The following is an 18,341-nucleotide window of genomic DNA, read 5'->3' on the forward strand; positions in this document are numbered from 1 at the left end:
TAAAAGCTCCAACTCACATATAAAAGCTCCAACTCACATATAAAAGCTCCAACTCACATATAAAAGCTCCAACTCACATATAAAAGCTCCAACTCTTTTATAAAAACTTCATCTCCATTAAAAAAGCCGGGACGCCGCAGTATGGCCGCAGGCACACTATTCTCGCTGTCCCAGTGGCCTGTGACTCATCCAGTTCCATTGCCATTCCAATAAGGTATGACTGCAATGTCAGTCGTACTCTTCAAAATCAAGAAGAAACCACCCGCCCATCTCATCTCCACTCGAGCATATAGGCCAATAGCGGGAAAAACGCTGTCAATAGACCTAGGATAACCGCAGCAAATTTATTTCCGTCTTTCCACGCGATTCGGACCAAACTCCCGGTGTAGTAGGTCATATATAAACTTAGGATGACAATTAAATATGTTTTCATGGCCTTTTCAGTCCTTCGCACGTGTTTATTTTACAGGCGGCCGGATTTGTTCTCCGAAATTTTCGATCATCACATCATATTGGACATCGATATCCGCATCTTGGAAGTGTTTTTCCCAGTCATATTTCTCAAATTGCTTCACGGTCCAAAAGTTTTTCCTGGCGGGAACATACCAGACGAACGGCTCCCCTTCATATTCATTTTGCATTTTTTTAATCAATTTCAGGGAAGAACGCTCAAGGTTCTCCTTGATTGACTGTTTTAGGATCTTCTGTTTCTCTTCATTCATTGTATAGCTGACTAGGCCGGGATTGGATGTAATCTGCAATCTTACCGGGACTTTCACTTGTACTTTGGCCGGTTCCCGATTTGTGTCCACTTTTACTTTTGTATTGCCATTTCTCATCATTCGAACACTTATACGGAACTCCTTGTTTACAGGATCTGGAAAAGAAGCTACCATCGATTCGAGCAGTGATTTTCGTCTTAGTAATAAAGATAATCTCGTTTCCTCACCGTCCAGGGTGCCAATCATTTTCCTGTTTTGTATAATAGCGGAGCCGATCATTTGGACGGGATCTCCAGATTTTTGTGGAACCTCACCAGCCAAATACGTATCCTCATTTCTTTTTTCAACTTCCTCTCTTTCGGTTGTTGCATAGATAGCCAGGAACAGTTCCCCATCTACACGGTGAAAAAATATATTTAAATTTGAAAGGGGGACTAAGCCAGTCTTTTCCCATCTCTTTTCCATAAATTCGTAATACTTATGCGGCCGGGTTTCCATTGTAGGTTTGTTCGCATGGATAAACTTACTTGCCTTTTCTCTCGATATGATCATTACTGATTCACGTCTGACCTCAGGATCTACAATTGCGGAGCCCATAATATTGTGAAAAAGATCGCTCCTAGCTAGATCTTCTTCGACAATGAACGTTTCTAAATGAGCGAATGTAACTTTTCTGGAGTGGGAAGTTTGCACCAATTCTTTTGCAGCTAGAAGATCCGGAGCTGTGACAGTCACAATATCGGATGATGGTTCATTTTGGGCTTCCGCCGTTTGTAATGTATTGACTTGAGGGTTCGCGATCTGAAAGGTGACATCAACCAAGTTGTCATCTTCCGCCTTATCAAGTCCGATAGCAACAACAAAAGCCTGTGTTTCCAATTCTTCCCGTTCCCCGCACCCCGATAGAAGCAATATAAAGAAAGCCGCAGCAAAAATTGAGCAGGATATTCTCATTTTTTTCCCCTACCTTTCACGCGGTCCAGCCCCCATAAAAAAAACGGAAGCAAAATGAAGAAACCGGAACTGGATTGAAGCAACAATTTCCTTGCTTCCACTCCCTGGAAGAAGTTATCTTGTAAAAGTCCCAGCATAACAGTGAGACCTGAAAGTGGCAGAAGTAGGCGCTTGAACTGTTTAAAATGAAGAAACTTTCCAAGCAGTAGGGCTGAGAGGTATAAATAAATGGCAAAATGGAGGGCAGCTCCCAAGAACCACATGGCTAAAAAAACAGCTTCAATGTGGTTGGCGAGTGAGCCGACCATGGCCAGTCTTGTCATATGATGGTAAGGAAAAGCGATATTTTCTACGGAAGAGTAATCAAACAGCATGACAAAAGTGGCCAAATACAGAACCATCTTCACGCTTGAGATACCAAATCCCCATAAAGCTCCGGTCCGGAAAGATTCAAAAGAACGGACATGGGAATAAATGACCGTGACCATAATAATGTCCCCGAAAAAAGAACTGTAGCCAAGACTCCCTTTAATAAGCGGCATAACACCCGGACCTGCAATTGGATATAAGAGTTCCAGATCCAAATTTTTCGAGAAAAAAACAATCAACAACAAGGATAAAACTAAAATAATCGGACCGACCACCCAGGAAGCCCGGCCAATATTATCAATCCCCAAGTAGGCGATGTAACAGGTCGTACCCAAAATAAAAAGAAACAGCAGGGCAAACACTGGAGTATCCGGATAATACATTGTAATCACAATATCGACATAACTCCGGCTGTTGATGACCGTCCCCGAAAAAATGATCAGGAACAAAACCAGTGCAATTAAATTACCGAAAAACTTCCCCGTCAACTCATAAGAGATCTCTACTAACCCGGTTTCGTATTTCTTCATTAAAGGAAGCAAAAGCAGAAAAGGTACAATCAATGCAATCCCTGAAATAATAGGCATAGCCCATGAAGCGGTAGAGCCGATATTTAAAAGAAGATTTGGCGTAGTATCGGTCACTTTTATTCCTATGCTTAAGTAAACAATGGCAAAAAGCTCTCTGGATCCAAACTTCCTATCCGATACCTTTATCACGAATTCGTATCTCCTTTAGGTTTGGCTCTGACCTTCTGTTTCGGATTCATTGATAAGGGGCGGAGCCACTGTCTGCTGATAGTTGACCTCCAAAACATGTCATGAGAGGAGGGGGAATACGGAGCAAGCGGTGAAAAGAAAGGCACCCCGAATGATGTTATTGACGTGGAATATGCCAATAATGCTGCAAGTCCGAGGGCAATACCGATGAACCCAAGAAAATTTGCTGCAAACAGGAAGCCAAAGCGCAAAATCCTCACAATGACACTCAATCCAATATCAGGGATCGCAAAAGAGGAAAGGCCTGTAATGGATACGACTATAACAAGAATGGGGCTAACAAGGTTGGCTTCAACTGCAGCTTGGCCAAGAATCAAGGCTCCGACAATTCCAATGGTGGCTCCAAGCGGTGTCGGCACCCGAATGCCGGCTTCCCTTAAAATTTCAAATGTGACCTCCATCAAAATGATCTCCCACAATGTTGGAAAAGGGATTCGTTCCCGGGTACCGCTAATGGCAAGCATTAAATCCGTAGGTATCATTTCGGGATGAAAAGTGGTTACCGCTAAAAAAATGGCAGGCATCAACATGGCAATCAGCAGGGAAATAAGTCGTATAATCCTTGCGAAGTTCCCGTAAGCCCAACGCAAAAATTGATCTTCGGCTGTATGAAAAAGCGACCAAAAAGTGACAGGCATCACTAATGCATCGGGAGAGTTGTCCATCAGTAAAACAACATGCCCTTCCAATAATAAAGAGCACGTCCTGTCAGGGCGTTCTGTCGACAAACAGGAAGGAAAAAGGGAATAGGGCCTTTCTTCAATCAATTCCTCTAGGACGGAAAGAGTAAGAATGGCATCCCGATTTACTTCTGAGAGTCTCTTTTTTACATTTTCTACTAACTGATCATCCACAATATTATTAACATATAAAATCGATACTTCCTGAGGAGCCTCATTTCCAACGGTAACCACCTCTGTAATCAACCGATGGTCCTTTAATTGTCTTCTGATCAACGATAAATTAACCTCAGCGGACTCGACAAATGCTGATTTTGGACCTTTGACTACAGTCTCAGTTGTCGATTCGGAAATCGACCGTTTTTCAAAGCCGGTCGTGTCAACGGCTATAGCGTACTGCTCCCCATCAATTAAAATAACAGTGCTTCCATTCAATAAGATTTGCACCGCTTCATCGAAGGTGGAGATAATCTTACCGCCTGAGATGGTCAGAATATTGTTCTTGACTTCGTTTATTAGGTCACTTTTATCGGTTGGTTTCTGGGTTGATTCAATCAGTGGCCTGATAATGTGGTCATTGATCAATTGTGTATTGACAGTCCCGGTAACGAACAGAACGGTTGCTTTTCGCTCGATGGACGGGAGAAACAATTTTCGAAATTTCAACGCATCATTGGTTGGATAGTGAAACAACTCCTCGAACCGTTTTATGTTAAGAACCAAAACCTTCGAAAGCTTATCATTTTTCACTTTCGGTTCTTGCTCCTGTTCTTTTACGGCTTTGGAAAAATCAACCGGAAATTTCCGACGTTTTTTCTTAAAAAGGCCCACGCTCATAACCTCCGCCAAATGCAGATTATATCGGTTAATATGAACTGAATTGGCAAAAAAATACTTCCTAATTAAGAAAAGGGTAGGCGCACAGTTTTGGGTGAAGTAAAAGGTGGTTTGCGAGGAGGCAGTTTCATAGCCACTGCAGTAGTTTCCGAAGATATCCGATATGGACTTAAAAAATGCATTCAAGTTTTATTCCTCACCTGCAAAAAAGAGTTGCAGAAGCCTACCTGTCTAATAGACTCCTGCAACTCACGTAAAAGCAAGCTTCACTATAAAATTGACAGTACGAGCCGGATTTCCATCAAGCTTTTCTTTTTCTGTGACGCCCCAGTTCTTTCCGTTCCTTATGCAGAGCTTTGTAAATGGAAATCATCATTAATATCATGATGATTGAAAAAGGGAATGCTGCAATGATCAGCGCGTTTTGTAATGCCTGCAGCCCGCCGCTATATAGAAGAATGGAAGCCATAGCAGCAAGGAAGAAACCCCATACCACTTTTATACTGTTTGGCGGCGTCAAGGAGCCGTATGACGTTTGCATACCGAGCACAAATGTGGCTGAATCTGCAGAAGTAATAAAAAATGTTCCAATCAAAATGACAGCAATTACTGAAAGAATCACTGAAAACGGCATTTCATTAAAGACGGCAAACAGGACTTCCTCCGTTGCATACTTTGTCAGATCGACATTACCGGCCATCTGAACGTCAATGGCTGTTGTTCCAAAGACGGCAAACCAAATAAAACTGACGATGACAGGGAGGAGCAAGACGCCGATCATGAATTCACGTATCGTTCTCCCTTTTGAAACGCGGGCAATGAAAATACCCACAAACGGTGACCATGAAATCCACCAGGCCCAATAAAAGATCGTCCATCCGTTAATCCACTCGCGATGATCCGGATCAAGCGGAGCAATTCTGAAACTCATTTGAATAATATTTTGTACGTATGTTCCAATGGTGTCCGTAAACAAGTTCAAGATGAACAAGCTTGGCCCGAGTATGAATACAAGCGCCAATAATAAGACTGCTAGTATCATATTTGTATTACTTAAATATTTGATTCCCTTACTGAGACCGGACCAGGCAGACATGAGAAATAAAACTGTCACGATAACAATAATGATCAATTGGATAGTGAAATTGTTTGGAATTCCGAGCAGGTAGGTAAGCCCTCCGTTAATTTGTACAGCCCCAAACCCAAGAGTTGTAGCCACCCCGACAACGGTCGCAGCAACAGCGATAATATCAACGATCATTGCAAGCTTGCCGTGCGCATATTTTCCCAGCAGTGGGCTCAGTGTTGCACTGATCAAACCAGGCCGGTCTTTCCGGAAATTGAAATAGGCGAGGCATAGGCCCACCAAAGCATAGACAGACCAGGCATGGATCCCCCAATGAAAGAATGAGAAACGCATGGATTCTTTGATTGCGGCATCCGTTCCTGGGTCAGCGAGGGGAGGGTCAATCGCAAAATGAGAAATCGGCTCGGCCGCTCCCCAGAAAACAAGGCCGATTCCCATACCTGCGGAAAACAGCATGGCAAACCATGTCGGTTTGGAATATTCGGGTTTATCATCCTGCTTTCCCAGCTTGATTGATCCCACTGGATTGAATATAAGAAAAAGGCAGAAAGCGACAACGACCGTGACCAAAATTAAATAATACCATCCGAAACCTGAAGTGACCAAAGACTTTATATTAGATGTAGCCGCCTCAAATTGGTCAGGTGCGGCAACACCGAAAACGACAGCAACCAATAAGATGGCTGCTGAAATCCAAAAAACACTAGAGACTTTACTCCACAAAACGAATTCTCTCCTTCCTAAAATGGAGACCAATACGATATGCCATCAACATGCCTTACCATAACAATGATAATGACATGATTCAAACATTTAACATGACTTTTAAAAAAATGTCATAAATTAGCATACACAGGAGGTGTTAAAAAAGTGATGAATTTAGGAGGGGGCGGACCCCTTGCCAGCGACCTAGTTACCATTTTTATTCCCTGTTAAAACATAAAAAAAACCATGCCACTAAAGACACGGTAAAATGATGAAAGAGATTTTTCGGAGAAGCGGCTCGGTCCTACGCCGCAGAGTCTGCTTTGACTGATTGTTTTTTCGCTGTTCCGATGCTCACTGCAATAAAAACAAGCGCTGATAAAGGAAGAGCATAGAACATTGGATCCACAAACGTCCACGGAAACCCGAGCAATGTTGTTTTTCCGAAAAGAGCTTCTGAAATTCCAAAGGCTGCGGCTTCTTTTTGGTGGATAAACAGGAAGCCGAAGACACTGACAACAAATCCTGTAATGGTACTGGCAACCGCACCTTCTTTGGTTGATTTTTTCCAAAAGAGAGCCCCGATTAATGTTGGTAAAAATCCGGCTGCACAAATTCCGAACCAAAAGGCTGTAGCCTGTGCAATGATCCCGGCCGGCATGATGTAGGCAAGAATGACCGCCGCCACAATACCGATCAACACGCCTAAACGGGAGAGGCTCATGCCGAACATTGATTGCAAACCCAAATTTTTCAAAATATCTTCACCAAAGGCAGAGCCTTGCAAATGGATAAGGGAACTGATGGTAGAAATAGTCGCCGACAGCAAGGTCAATGTGAACAGATAAATAAACCAGTCGGGCATCAATGAATTAATGAATGTCGGAATCACCAAGTCGACATTTCCTTTTGCCGCGTCAATTGCCAACATTCCTGCTGTTTCTTGGAAATAGACATTTGTCAGAGGCCCAATCATATACGCTGCGCCCGTCATAAAAAATATGAAGATTCCACCAACAAGGACAGAACGATAAAGTGAGCGATTATCCTTGACTGTCATACTGCGCATTGCCAGCTGCGGCTGGGCAAGGACTCCGATGCCCACACCCATGATGATTGTGCTCACAATGGTCCACCACAATGGACTACCAAAAGCTGGCATTGAAGTCCATCCTTGGTGGCCCTGATCAACCAGATTCTGAGGAACGAGATCCTTCATTGCGGTCAAAGTACTATGTGCCGTTCCAATACCACCAAGTGTTTTATACGTTGTCACCAGAAACAGGATCATTCCAAAAAGCATGACAACAGCGGCGAAAGCATCTGTGTACATGACGGCTTTAATGCCGCCCGTAATGACGTATACTCCGACAATCATGGCAAGAATCAAGAGAGCGACATTAAAATTCATCGATAGCGTCTCTTCTAAAAATCGCCCGCCGCCAATTAGGACAATGCTTGTATACGCAGGCATGAAAAGGAAAATCATTGCTCCTGAAAAAATGGTCAGAAACTTAGAGTTATATCTTTTCCCGAGTAAATCCGAAAAAGTATAGGAATTCAAGTCAAGGGACAGTTTTCGGATTCTTGTCCCAAATACGGCAAAGGCTATACCGACTCCAAGGACTATATTCAAAAGTGCCAGCCAAAGCAGACTGAAACCGTAAAGGGAAGCAACGCCGCCAAACCCGATAATCGAAGAAGTACTGATAAAAGTCGCTCCATAAGAAAGGGCCATGACCGTAGGGCTGATGTTTCGTCCGCCGACAAGATAATCGGATTCCGTTTTTGTCTGCTTATAGCCATAATATGCAAGCGCTGTCATAATGCCGATATAAACAAGAAACAGAGCAGCAAGCACCGGATAATTCATTCTGAATCCGCCCCTTTATTCCACATGATGACTCCAAACAAAACACAGCCAACCATGGAAATCACAGTGCCAATCCATCCCAAAACAATAACTGGATCTTCCATACCTATCATAGTTGTCTCCTCCTCGCAGCTAAAATGCTTACATTTCATGAATTGCAAACTTGGTAAAAATAGAGAAATGACTGAAATATCATATAAACTATAGTATATATTATCATATATGATTGTCAATACTTCTCAGTACCAGCTTTGATAACATCAGAAGCGGTGATAAAAAAAGGCCAATGCAGGTGTTCTGCACCCGAACAATTCACTGAGGTAAAATCAAAAGGCATCTTTTTTGTAAAGATGGTATATAAAATACAATTTATTAAAAAACAACCATGTAAGGGTTTACAATAGAAAGAGAGTATGGTAGATTACTGTTTAAGTATTTGGAATCTTCTTATCAAAAAGAAGGTGATATTTCTATGAAGTTGGCTGTAGGCCATTTTAAACAGGAGCTGATAAAAGATTACAATGAGCTCAACTTGCGCATGTTCGATATCGGCGTCAAAAGTCAAAAGGTTGAAATTGTCGGGGATAAGATATTAATCTTCGCCTATCATAAGAGAATTCCTTCTCTTAGACATTTGGACGAGTTTAATCGCTTAGTCACCCGCATGACAGATGTCGCTATTATTGACAGCCATAAAGAGAATTTCAAGGAATTGGTTGAGACTAAGTACGGGATGCATGTCATTTCCATTTTAAAGGACTACGATCCGTTTATGGAACTTGCAGTAACCATTATCGTACTTGATCAGGATGTCAGCCAATATATATCCAATCAACTATAAATGACTGGTCAAATGAACTCATTTGAGCGCATAAAAACCGTCAGTGCTAATCTGCAGATATATATCTGTCAGGTTTGTGCTGGCGTTTTTTTATATTAAGAAAACAAAAGGGAGGAAAATTCATGTATACAATTGAGGATGTTTTAAAGGCATTGGATGAGATAACAGGAGGGAGAGTGATTCAGTCACTCAACGAAGTGTACAAGCAGGAGCATCCATTTGTTATTAAAAAATCTTCCAATATTCCAGGAAAAGACATCATTGAAACCCCAGGATTGGTTTATGGAGACAGGAACAGAAAGGTGAAGAAGCTTGCCGTAACAATGACAATGACAGAGGGATCGATCGAACTTGCCGGTGCAACCGGGGTAGATGCCATTGTTGCTCACCATCCCATTGCAGAGGCGGCGAATTCCGGTGGTGTTACCTTGAAAAATTATCTCGATTTATACAATATTTCGGCATTCGAACTTCATGAAGCGTTTCACGGACTACATCCCGGAATTTCTTTCTTACACGGGCATGAGGTATACCGTACCGACATTTCGTACGGGGGACTTGAAGGGAATGTGTTGTTTGTCGGAAAGGTCCTGCCTGGTGTAAACACACTCGGTGATATTTTGAACCGCCTGCATTCCTTTATGGGATTGGAAGAGGAAAATAATCTCCTATTCTTAGAAAAAGAAATTCGAAAAAATTCAGCTATGACGGAAACAAGTGTGGTGACTCGTGGAAGAATTCTCCGGGGTGAAGCAGAAAGTCCAGTGAATAACATTATTCATTTTTTTCCCCATACTGGCTTTACGCCTGACCATTTACGGCAGGTAGCGAAAGAACATCCGGAAGCTGATACCGTCCTTGCTTCGATTAGCCGTGTGTACGACGGACATGAACTGATCCGGACAGCGGAAGAATTGAAGTTGAACTTTCTCGTCGGAAACTGTCATGTACTGGAGATACTGGAAAATGGACTTCCTCTCGCCTACGCACTTGACATGCTTCTTCCCGGTGTTGAGGTAGTGGTTTTTAGGGAACGGGTAACAAGTCTGCCGGCAAGAGCAGTTGGAACACCGCAAATGATGGAATATGCAGAGAAAATGGCGTCAAAGTATTTGGTGAAAAAGAAGCTTGCTGAACTATCATAATAAAGGAGTGAATGAAAATGGGTGAAATTAAGCCTCTTGTAAAAGATGAAGTTTCTCTGGAGGAAGCTGTCAGCCAACCGGTTCTCCGGAAAAAGAAATGGGAAAAAATTGAATTGGTGGGCCTCGCCTTAATTATTGCCTCATTGTCAGTCATGATGATCTCCCCAGGTACATTAGCAGGTTTGTTTACCGCGATGGTTGATAAGGTGTTCCCTGTTGTTGTCGAGGTGTTTTTAACAGGAACAGTCGGAGTCACAATCATTGTCAGTGTTGTTATTGGCAGGACGCTGGAAAGACTCGGATTTACGGATGCTCTGATCCGAGTCTTTCTTCCAGTAACTAAGCTGCTGAAAATAAATTCAGCTGTCCTGATTCCGAGCATTTATAATATCCTTGGGGATATTAACGCAGCCGGAAAAATCTCAGGACCCATACTTGTCCGGTCAGGAGCCACAAAGTCGGAGCAAAAGATGGCGGTTGCTACAATGGTGCAGTCGCAACAGTCATTTTCCACTTTCATGTTGGGAATGCTCGCATTGACCGCTGTCGGTGTCAATGCATTTGTAGTTGTCATAGTAGCTGTATTCTTGCCTGTGGTTGTCGCACCGTTTATTTTGTCAAAGACGATTTATCGTGATACAAAAGCAGTCGATATTGAAAACTTGCCGAAGTTCACTCCCACAACAGGGCCTTTGCCCACTCTGTTCAACGCTGCCCGTGAAGGAGCGGAATTGGTATTTCTTTTGATCATCCCTGCAGTGGCTGCAGTCTTCGCGGTGATTGGTGTCTTGGAATACATTGGTGTATGGAAGTCGATTGAATCTGTGTTATCTGCAGGTTTGCTTGCGCTGAATATTGATCCGGAAACAGGTATCCTTTCCATACTGGCAACACCCACATTAGCAATGGCTCAATTGTCGGAGACTGCTGCCACAATGGATCCGCGTCTAGTCATAGGATCCTTTGTTCTGGCATCCTCAGGTTTGCCGCTGTCATCGATCTTTGGCCAAATCCCTGTTATTTGGGCGGCAAATTCTGATCTAAACGAAAGGGAAGCCATGACGGCTGCCGTCATTGGAATTGTCATGCGTCTGATCACAGCATTCTTGGTTGTATATTTTTTAACGCCCATATTAGTTTGATTCATTTATTTCTTCAGTAAGTAAAATAAATCGATCTGAAATTGGTTTTTCTGGATATTTTGAACAGAGTGTGGATCAAAGTAAAGAACAGTGTCCCGAGTAACGCTATCTTTTCTTTTCCACATTTTTATAAAACTTGTTTGGTATATTGTATCCACCATGCTGGATTTGGGAACAGTAATGTCTAAACGGAGGGTTGACGGGGGATCTTTTGGACAGGAAACGAGATGGCAATGCTCGGACTGCAGGGGTTCGAAGGCATTTATTGTTTCATCTGATATATGATGGATTCTTCCGGTACCTGTAAGAATTTTATTTGGGAGAATCATGCCGGCTTTATAAAAAATATCTTTGCCGATGGAGGAAGGTATTTTCGCTTGGTTCCATACTATAGCGATTGAAAAAGACGCACCCGGCAAAATGGTCCATGCCCTTTGCGTGATCAACTCAAACCCAATAAGCATAAGGATCAGGCCTCCTTAATCAATTATATGAAAAATATGAACGAAGAAGACCGGCCGGGGGCCGGTCTTCATTTATTAATGAAAACTGCACGTAAATGGTCTGTTTTCGATCCCGGCAATCTCTAAAAGGTGAGAACTGCTCAGGTTCTTAGGTATAATATTTTTAGAGGAGGGAAAGCGGATGCGCGTTCTATTTGGACGAAGAAAAAAGAAGGCCTCTAACAAGCTGTTTTCCATATCTGTCGATGGGGATGGTATAGATATAATGGCGGATATGATCACTGAAATTCTCAGTACCTCCACCCAAAAGGACATTATCTTCCTTTGCGTTGGTTCCCGCCGTTCAACGGGAGACTCTTTGGGACCTATAGTAGGGACCCTGCTTAAAGAAAAAGATCTGGCTTTTCATATATTTGGTACATTGGACGCTCCTGTCCACGCATTAAACTTAAGTGATACCCTGAAAAAAATACAAAACAAGTTTGCTTCCCCACACATTTTCCCGATTGATGCAAGCCTGGGTGATGCTTCTCAGGTAGGCAAAATTCACTTGATAAAAGGCCCTCTTATCCCTGGAAGAGCCGCCAATAAACCTCTACAATCAATCGGTAATCACCATTTAAGAGCTGTAGTCAATGAACTGGATCCATTGCTGCCGGTAAAAGCTTTAGATGAGGCCAAAGCAGAGGATGTTGAACGGCTGGCTACGTTAATCACCGCGGTCCTCAGCCGAGTTAAAATAAAGTGAAGAACATCCATTATTTGATATTTACAGAAAAATCAAGTATAATTTGTATATAGTATACCGGAATAAAATCAATAAACTGCAAAGAGGGGAGGATCCATTTTGTCGAGCTGGACAGAGGAAAGTCTACTCTCCATTCGCGAGAGAGCGTACAGACATCTTAAAAACCTGATTTTGGAAGGAGAATTAAAAACGGGAGATCGCTTGATTGAGCGTGAGCTTGCAGAGAAGTTGAAAATAAGCCGGACGCCAATCCGCGAAGCCCTGTTTCGACTAGAATCCCAAGGTTTTGTGAAAACCATCCCGAGAAAAGGGGTAATGGTTGCAGATATATCTGAAAAAGAAATTTTAGAAACGTTCACTATCCTGTCTTCTTTGGAGTCTTTGGCGGCTAAACTTGCGGCTCAAAAGCTGGATGAAGCGACGGAAAAGAAATTTAAAGAATGTATTGAAAGAGTGGAAGAGCAGCTGAAAAGTCCAGATGTTAATTACGCTGAGTTGCATAGCGAATTGAATTATCTCCTCTACAGTGCTGCCAAAAATTCCAAGCTATATGAAATATTGGGAGGACTGACAGATTACATCCGTGCCTTTGCAAAGACAGGCTTTAAGAAGGAAGGCTGGCCAAAGCAATCGATGGAAGAACACTTGGCCATCATGAGAGCGATCTGCAACAAGGAAGTGGAGATGGCGGAGTATTTAACCAAAATCCATATTGAAAACTCCAAAAATGCGTATATAGAAGCAACCACTGGTAAAAAAGAGATTTCAACAAGCATATAAGAAAAGAAGGATCAGATCCATTAGGGAGTCTGATCTCTTTGTTTTTGTTTAGTAAGTTGTGAATGACTCCTTTATCATTTAATGTTCGCCCAGCTCTGATGTACAGGAAGTACTAGTCCGGGCGAAGAGACCGGACGTCACTGCTTGAGCCTGCAGAGTGCCATCTGCGCAAGAATAAGCCAATCGCTGCAAAAGGCAAAAGACCCTTTTTCAAGCTCGCCCAGCTTTGCGCCGATAAGCAGACATCTCGTTTATCTCGTCGAGGTACTTTTGTCTAACGCGGAAGGCAGGGGCTTGAGGTTGCTTCGGTCGATCTAAGGTTAAAGGACGACTTCACTGGACTCTTCTCCGTCACATTTCGACCTAAACAGCCCTTCGATTCTGTCTTGTGTCGATGAACAGGCCCTTGTGCTTTTTTCTTACCATCTGAAATAAGAGAAGCGATATCTTTACCGAGGGTTCCATAGCCGATCATTCCTGCTTTTAGCATCAATAAGCCGACCTTTTCATTTCCTCTTATAAAAGAATTTTCAAAATCATTTGACTCAGCAGAAATAGGGTGTTATATTAATAACCATTATAGCGAATATTTTCAATTGTTTAAAGTGGTATACAAAATATAATATTTAAAATACCGTCAATTTATTTGACGGTTTATTTTTACCGCTTGATTAAAACGCTTACAAAGGGGGGTATCCAGTCAAGGAGGAGGTGCCTACAGCCTAGGGAGATCAAAATTCGAATCAAACTTGGAGGGGTAAAGTTAATGGAAATCACATTAGCTCATTGGCTCTATTTGTTTGTAACAATCATTGTAATCGGAACAATGCTTTTCAGGCGCGGTGTTGTATTACCAATTATCATTGGAACTTTTCTTGTGGCTGCCGTATATAAGGGGGATGTCGTCAGTGGATTCCAAGCTGTGTTTAATGCAAATCTAGTGGCGGCAAAGGAACTTTTCAGCATTTTTCTCATTATATCTCTCATGATTGCTTTGCTAAATGCATTAAAAGGGCTGGGGGCAGATCAACGGCTGATTATGCCGGTCCAAAAAATAATGGTTAACGGTCATGTATCTTTTATCATACTGTTCGCAACCACCTACATTATTTCGCTGTTTTTTTGGCCGACTCCTGCAGTACCGCTTATTTGCGCTTTATTGGTTCCAGCAGCAGTGCGTGCAGGTGTTCCAGTTATGTCAGCAGCCATGGTTGTTGTCATATCAGGGCAGGGGATGGCATTGTCTTCAGACTATGTTATTCAAGTGGCTCCCGTCATTAGTGCAACAGCGGCAGGGGTAGACAAGGCATTAATTACCGATAAACTAATGGTTCTTTCCCTTATTACAGGATTCTGTGCACTTTCGATCGTTTACTTATCTGCAAGAAAAGTGATGTCAAAGAAAATTGCTCAATCGGAAGAAAACATCAAGATGCAAGAAAATTTTTTCGAAGACGCAGGGGAGTTGGCTGCTACAGTTGAAGATGACGCAGACATTGTTCAAAGGAAAGAAACATGGGGAAAAGTATTTGCAGTCATCGTGCCATTATCCATGCTTGCGGTCATGATCTACATGTTCCAATTCAAAATAACTGGAGGGTCCGGTTTTGAGGGAACGGATGGCGCTGCATTTGTTGGAGGAGTAGCAACAATTCTGCTGGTACTGGCAACCATCGCATTAAATCGTATCCATGCCCTTGATCAAATTAGTGAACATATAACGGATGGGTTTGTCTTCGCTTTTAAGGCAATGGCTCCCGTTATTCCGATTGCCGGATTCTTTTTTATGGGGAGCAGTGAATTTACACCAGCCATTCTGTCATTGAGCGAGGGTGCCGCAACACCAGCATTCCTGTTTGATACGATTCAAGCTGGACAAGTCTACATACCGCAAAACTCAATCTTTGCGGGGTACGGGATTCTTTTAATTGGAATCATCACAGGTTTAGATGGATCAGGCTTTTCAGGACTTCCATTAACAGGTGCTTTATCAGGGGCATTGTCTTCCGGTGCAAACATCGATGCGTCCACTATGGCGGCCATCGGCCAGATGGGAGCTATTTGGACAGGAGGCGGAACAATCATTGCTTGGTCATCATTGGTGGCGGTTGCCGGATTCTTAAAAATATCACCGATCGAGTTGGCGCGCAAAAACTTCATACCTGTCATGATCAGTCTGTTGATCGCTACAACTGTCGCTATTTTAATATGGTAAAAAGATATTTGTACTGATATGGATGCCTGATTCCTTCATAAATGGAAGGAATCTTTTTTTGTTTAAAAGTTTGGGTTGAAAACTTTTTTAAGTCTCAGTTATAAGAAGCACAGCCTGGGGTTCAATTAGAAATCCAGCATTACAATTTGCCAATCAAAGACTAACATACTCAATTTAAAAACTATTTTTCCCGAATCTCGACAACCCTCTATTTGAAGTTCAAGCAATAAAAAATAGGAGCTCATGATCAGGAACTCCCTTTCATTTTTTCTAGGTTAACCATTGCAACGATAACAAATAGATGATGGTGCAGCTGATATACACTAAAGTGAATGGCATGTTCCAGTTGGACACTTTATAAGAGCTTTGCTTCACGATGTTGGACATCAGACCGATGGTCGCATTATAAGGCCCGATTAAAAATGCAGCAGAGGCTCCTGAAAGCATGGCGACTGTCAATATATGGGCAGAGATGTGCGTGATATCCGGATTCAAGGTTTCGGCCATCAGAGCCAGCGTAACGGCGGGATGAAATCCCAGGAATGCAAAGGCCAATGGAATTAGAGGCAGCATCATCAAAAAGAAATTTGCTCCAATTGCTCCAATCAAATCGATAATCCATACATTTACGACTTCATTGCTGTGTGATGTTTTTATGGCGGAGATAAAAAATCCTGCCGATAAAAATAAGAAAAATTGATCCTTCATTTTATTGGAAAAGGATTGAAAATGCTTTTGGAACGCTACTCCGAATTCTCTTCCCTTTTTTAAAAAAAGAGCCCAAGCAAACGAGAATGGAATAACTAATAGTGAGACAAGTGTTAAAAATGAATATGGGAGCCGCGATTCAGCAACGGATACGATTACTATGAAGATGATAATGGCTAGCAATATCTGAAAAATTCTTCTTGGATTACTGGGCTCTTTTTCAATTGTTGTGGAAGCCACTTCGTCTGCCGCAAGGGAAATTTGAAGACGTTTCTTCGAAATACGTGATCCCAGATACCAGTCAAGTGCTAAACCAAATATGCTGAGTGGAATAACATAAGGTAAAATCGAAACCCAGCTGACCCCAGTTACTCCGATGACTATTCCGACGATAGGTGTGACCGGTGCCCAAACGAGCGGCATGGCAAACCCCCTAGTAATAGCTCGGCTCATGAAACGTTCGGAATGCTGGACTGGAAAACCCTCCAAAGCCGGCTTAATAGAATAGTAAGTCATCGGCAAAGTCGCCAGATTCATAAAGATACTGAAAAAGTAGGAAATTCCTGAAGTCAGCATGTATAAATGTCTGTTCGATTTGATTTTGTTATGTAGGATTGCCTGGATATCAAAGCTGTACTTTCCAAGAGTGATGGGAATCCCCAGGATCGGGACTAGCGTGAACATCATAAGCAGGTCCAACATGGGACCGAAGGATAGAATATACTGCGGCCAGCTTACTCCGCTGTTCAAAAGGAGGAGTACTCCGGCCGCCAAAAACACGCTTCCCAAAACTTGAACGAACCTTGATACTTTAAAAAATGTACAAAGGACAATGATCATACACAGGACTGAAATCATGGCGAGCAACCCCGGTGATGGGACCAGGATGGCAAGAAAATATAAAATGAATACAAACAAAAATAAAGAATTCAACATCATCCAGCCTCCTTATTAAGAATAGAATATGTTGTGAAACATATTCGGTATACAATAAAGGCGAACTTTCGAAAACAATTAATCATATTATATATTTATTTTGGTATATTGTATACCAAAATAAAATAATACCTGATATAATAACTATAATAATGAAATGAAGGAGAGCTGCTTATGATGAAATTTTTGTTTGATTCCGGGAAGGTGCAAGAGAGGGCAGACAAAAAGCTGGAACGTTTGAGAAAGATGATCAAGTTTTAAGAACCAAGTAAAAAGCAATCCCCCTTCAATCATTGTTGGAGGGGGATCGCTTTTTACCATCTAAGCCGATACGTTTTCAAGCTTAACAAGCTTCGAATCAGCGGATTTCTCCGATTCGTTTCGATCGACGATTTCATATAATTCTTCCCGGACTTCTTCGATTGTGTCGAAGTGCTCGAAAAACTTGACCCTAATATGGTTTACATACTCTCTATCGTGATATTCCTCGGACATTTTTATTTTTGTTTTTTCGTCCAATACTTTGGCAATCGTATATTTTGCCCGCAGTTTGTCAAAAAAATAGAAGTTGTACGTTTCCACAATCTCTAAACCCTCATTGTCAAGATCCGTCTGAAAAGTATCCTTGTTTGTCAATAAAATGTACTTGGCCACTCTTTACCACTCCTTTAATTAATGGTTGTAATCGCTTACTCAAAAGTTAAAGCAACAGGGAAAGTTTGATCACACCTCCTAATTTGGAATATTGTATACCAACCATGTGATTAATAGTTTATTACATGGCCCATAAAAATTCAACTATATATTTTGAATATTTCATTTAAATAAAATCATTTGTATATAGCGCTTGACATAGCAATATATGATCAGTAGTATAGTAGTCAATACGTTTCCTGCATTGATAATTCCCAAGTATTAGTTTTTTTAAAAAATTCTTGCCTTTCCGTATTTATTGGTATACAATATACCCAAGTTAAAATTTCAATAAAAAGGGGGGATATTTTCGAATGCCAAAGGTGACACTTCACGTGGATGGGACAATTGTTGAGCAGGAAGTGAAAGAAAATGCCAATTTGGTAGTCTTGGCCGGAATTAAAGAATTTCCGAAGTTAAAATTTGGGTGCGGAATGGGGAAATGTACAAGGTGTACATGCCGCGTAATTAATGGGTCTGAAGGACTTGACCCGCCGAATTGGAAGGAACAAAATATGCTGGGGGATAAGCTCAAAGAGGGTTACCGGCTGACTTGTCAGCTATACATCCAGCAGGATATAGAAATTTCACAGGAAAATATCAAAATAAAGCCTCCTAGAAAACGCAGTACCATGATGACCAGGTAAATTGAAAGCGGTGACA

General features: G+C 42.0%; 16 protein-coding genes. 7 read left to right on the forward strand and 9 right to left on the reverse strand.

From position 1 onward, the window contains the following. Nucleotides 1-458 precede the first annotated feature (458 nt). The 6 genes from C509_RS0121805 to C509_RS27395 form a co-directional block, all read right to left on the reverse strand. Complete coding sequence (locus C509_RS0121805) at nt 459-1,676, reverse strand: Ger(x)C family spore germination protein (protein ID WP_018709067.1); 1,218 nt, start codon at nt 1,674-1,676, stop codon at nt 459-461. Further along, on the reverse strand, nt 1,673-2,764 hold the full coding sequence (locus C509_RS0121810; protein WP_018709068.1) for a GerAB/ArcD/ProY family transporter: 1,092 nt from the start codon (nt 2,762-2,764) through the stop codon (nt 1,673-1,675). Before C509_RS0121810 ends, C509_RS0121805 begins: the two co-directional genes overlap by 4 nt. Beyond that, the gene (locus C509_RS0121815) at nt 2,761-4,335 is read right to left on the reverse strand and encodes a spore germination protein (RefSeq protein ID WP_018709069.1); all 1,575 of its coding nucleotides are present in this window, start codon (nt 4,333-4,335) and stop codon (nt 2,761-2,763) included. Before C509_RS0121815 ends, C509_RS0121810 begins: the two co-directional genes overlap by 4 nt. 307 nt (nt 4,336-4,642) lie before the next feature. Next, complete coding sequence (locus tag C509_RS0121820) at nt 4,643-6,151, reverse strand: glycine betaine uptake BCCT transporter (protein ID WP_018709070.1); 1,509 nt, start codon at nt 6,149-6,151, stop codon at nt 4,643-4,645. A 286-nt stretch (nt 6,152-6,437) separates the two neighbouring features. Further along, nucleotides 6,438-8,006, reverse strand: coding sequence for a sodium:solute symporter family protein (locus tag C509_RS0121825; RefSeq protein ID WP_018709071.1), 1,569 nt, complete (start codon nt 8,004-8,006; stop codon nt 6,438-6,440). Continuing rightward, nucleotides 8,003-8,119, reverse strand: coding sequence for a symporter small accessory protein (locus tag C509_RS27395; protein WP_018709072.1), 117 nt, complete (start codon nt 8,117-8,119; stop codon nt 8,003-8,005). Before C509_RS27395 ends, C509_RS0121825 begins: the two co-directional genes overlap by 4 nt. Before the next feature lie 359 nt (nt 8,120-8,478). On the opposite strand from C509_RS27395, the gene C509_RS0121835 reads away from it, so the two are divergent. The 3 genes from C509_RS0121835 (at nt 8,479) to C509_RS0121845 (ending at nt 11,134) form a co-directional block, all read left to right on the forward strand. Further along, complete coding sequence (locus C509_RS0121835; protein ID WP_018709073.1) at nt 8,479-8,847, forward strand: Na-translocating system protein MpsC family protein; 369 nt, start codon at nt 8,479-8,481, stop codon at nt 8,845-8,847. 122 nt (nt 8,848-8,969) lie between these two features. Further along, entirely contained in the window at nt 8,970-9,992 is a 1,023-nt protein-coding gene (locus C509_RS0121840) for a Nif3-like dinuclear metal center hexameric protein (protein WP_018709074.1), read from the forward strand. 17 nt (nt 9,993-10,009) lie between these two features. Next, nucleotides 10,010-11,134, forward strand: coding sequence for a hypothetical protein (locus C509_RS0121845; RefSeq protein ID WP_018709075.1), 1,125 nt, complete (start codon nt 10,010-10,012; stop codon nt 11,132-11,134). A gap of 5 nt (nt 11,135-11,139) precedes the next feature. Here C509_RS0121845 and C509_RS0121850 read toward each other — a convergent pair whose 3' ends face one another. Further along, nucleotides 11,140-11,598, reverse strand: coding sequence for a hypothetical protein (locus C509_RS0121850; RefSeq protein ID WP_018709076.1), 459 nt, complete (start codon nt 11,596-11,598; stop codon nt 11,140-11,142). 181 nt (nt 11,599-11,779) lie between these two features. Between C509_RS0121850 and yyaC the strand changes: the two genes are divergently transcribed. The 3 genes from yyaC to C509_RS0121870 all read left to right on the forward strand — a co-directional run bounded on the left by yyaC (nt 11,780) and on the right by C509_RS0121870 (nt 15,341). Next, nucleotides 11,780-12,346 carry a spore protease YyaC gene (gene yyaC, locus C509_RS24455; protein ID WP_018709077.1) on the forward strand — a complete coding sequence of 189 codons (567 nt, stop codon included), beginning with the start codon at nt 11,780-11,782 and terminating at the stop codon, nt 12,344-12,346. A gap of 99 nt (nt 12,347-12,445) precedes the next feature. After that, a complete protein-coding gene (locus C509_RS24460) occupies nt 12,446-13,126 on the forward strand; it encodes a GntR family transcriptional regulator (RefSeq protein WP_018709078.1) in 681 nt (226 codons plus the stop codon). A 766-nt stretch (nt 13,127-13,892) separates the two neighbouring features. Further along, nucleotides 13,893-15,341: a hypothetical protein gene (locus C509_RS0121870; protein WP_018709080.1), complete on the forward strand. Its 1,449-nt coding sequence runs from the start codon at nt 13,893-13,895 to the stop codon at nt 15,339-15,341. A gap of 270 nt (nt 15,342-15,611) precedes the next feature. On the opposite strand, the gene C509_RS0121880 is transcribed toward C509_RS0121870, so the two are convergent. Together C509_RS0121880 and C509_RS0121890 are read right to left on the reverse strand one after the other, a co-directional pair. Continuing rightward, entirely contained in the window at nt 15,612-16,985 is a 1,374-nt protein-coding gene (locus C509_RS0121880) for a hypothetical protein (RefSeq protein ID WP_018709082.1), read from the reverse strand. A 321-nt stretch (nt 16,986-17,306) separates the two neighbouring features. Further along, nucleotides 17,307-17,639, reverse strand: a complete 333-nt coding sequence (locus tag C509_RS0121890) for a hypothetical protein (protein ID WP_018709083.1) — start codon at nt 17,637-17,639, stop codon at nt 17,307-17,309. Nucleotides 17,640-17,992: 353 nt separating this feature from the next. On the opposite strand from C509_RS0121890, the gene C509_RS0121895 reads away from it, so the two are divergent. Then, entirely contained in the window at nt 17,993-18,325 is a 333-nt protein-coding gene (locus C509_RS0121895; RefSeq protein ID WP_018709084.1) for a 2Fe-2S iron-sulfur cluster-binding protein, read from the forward strand. Nucleotides 18,326-18,341: the final 16 nt, after the last annotated feature.

The organism is Siminovitchia fordii DSM 16014 = CIP 108821, assembly GCF_000374565.1.
GTDB lineage: Bacteria > Bacillota > Bacilli > Bacillales > Bacillaceae_C > Siminovitchia > Siminovitchia fordii.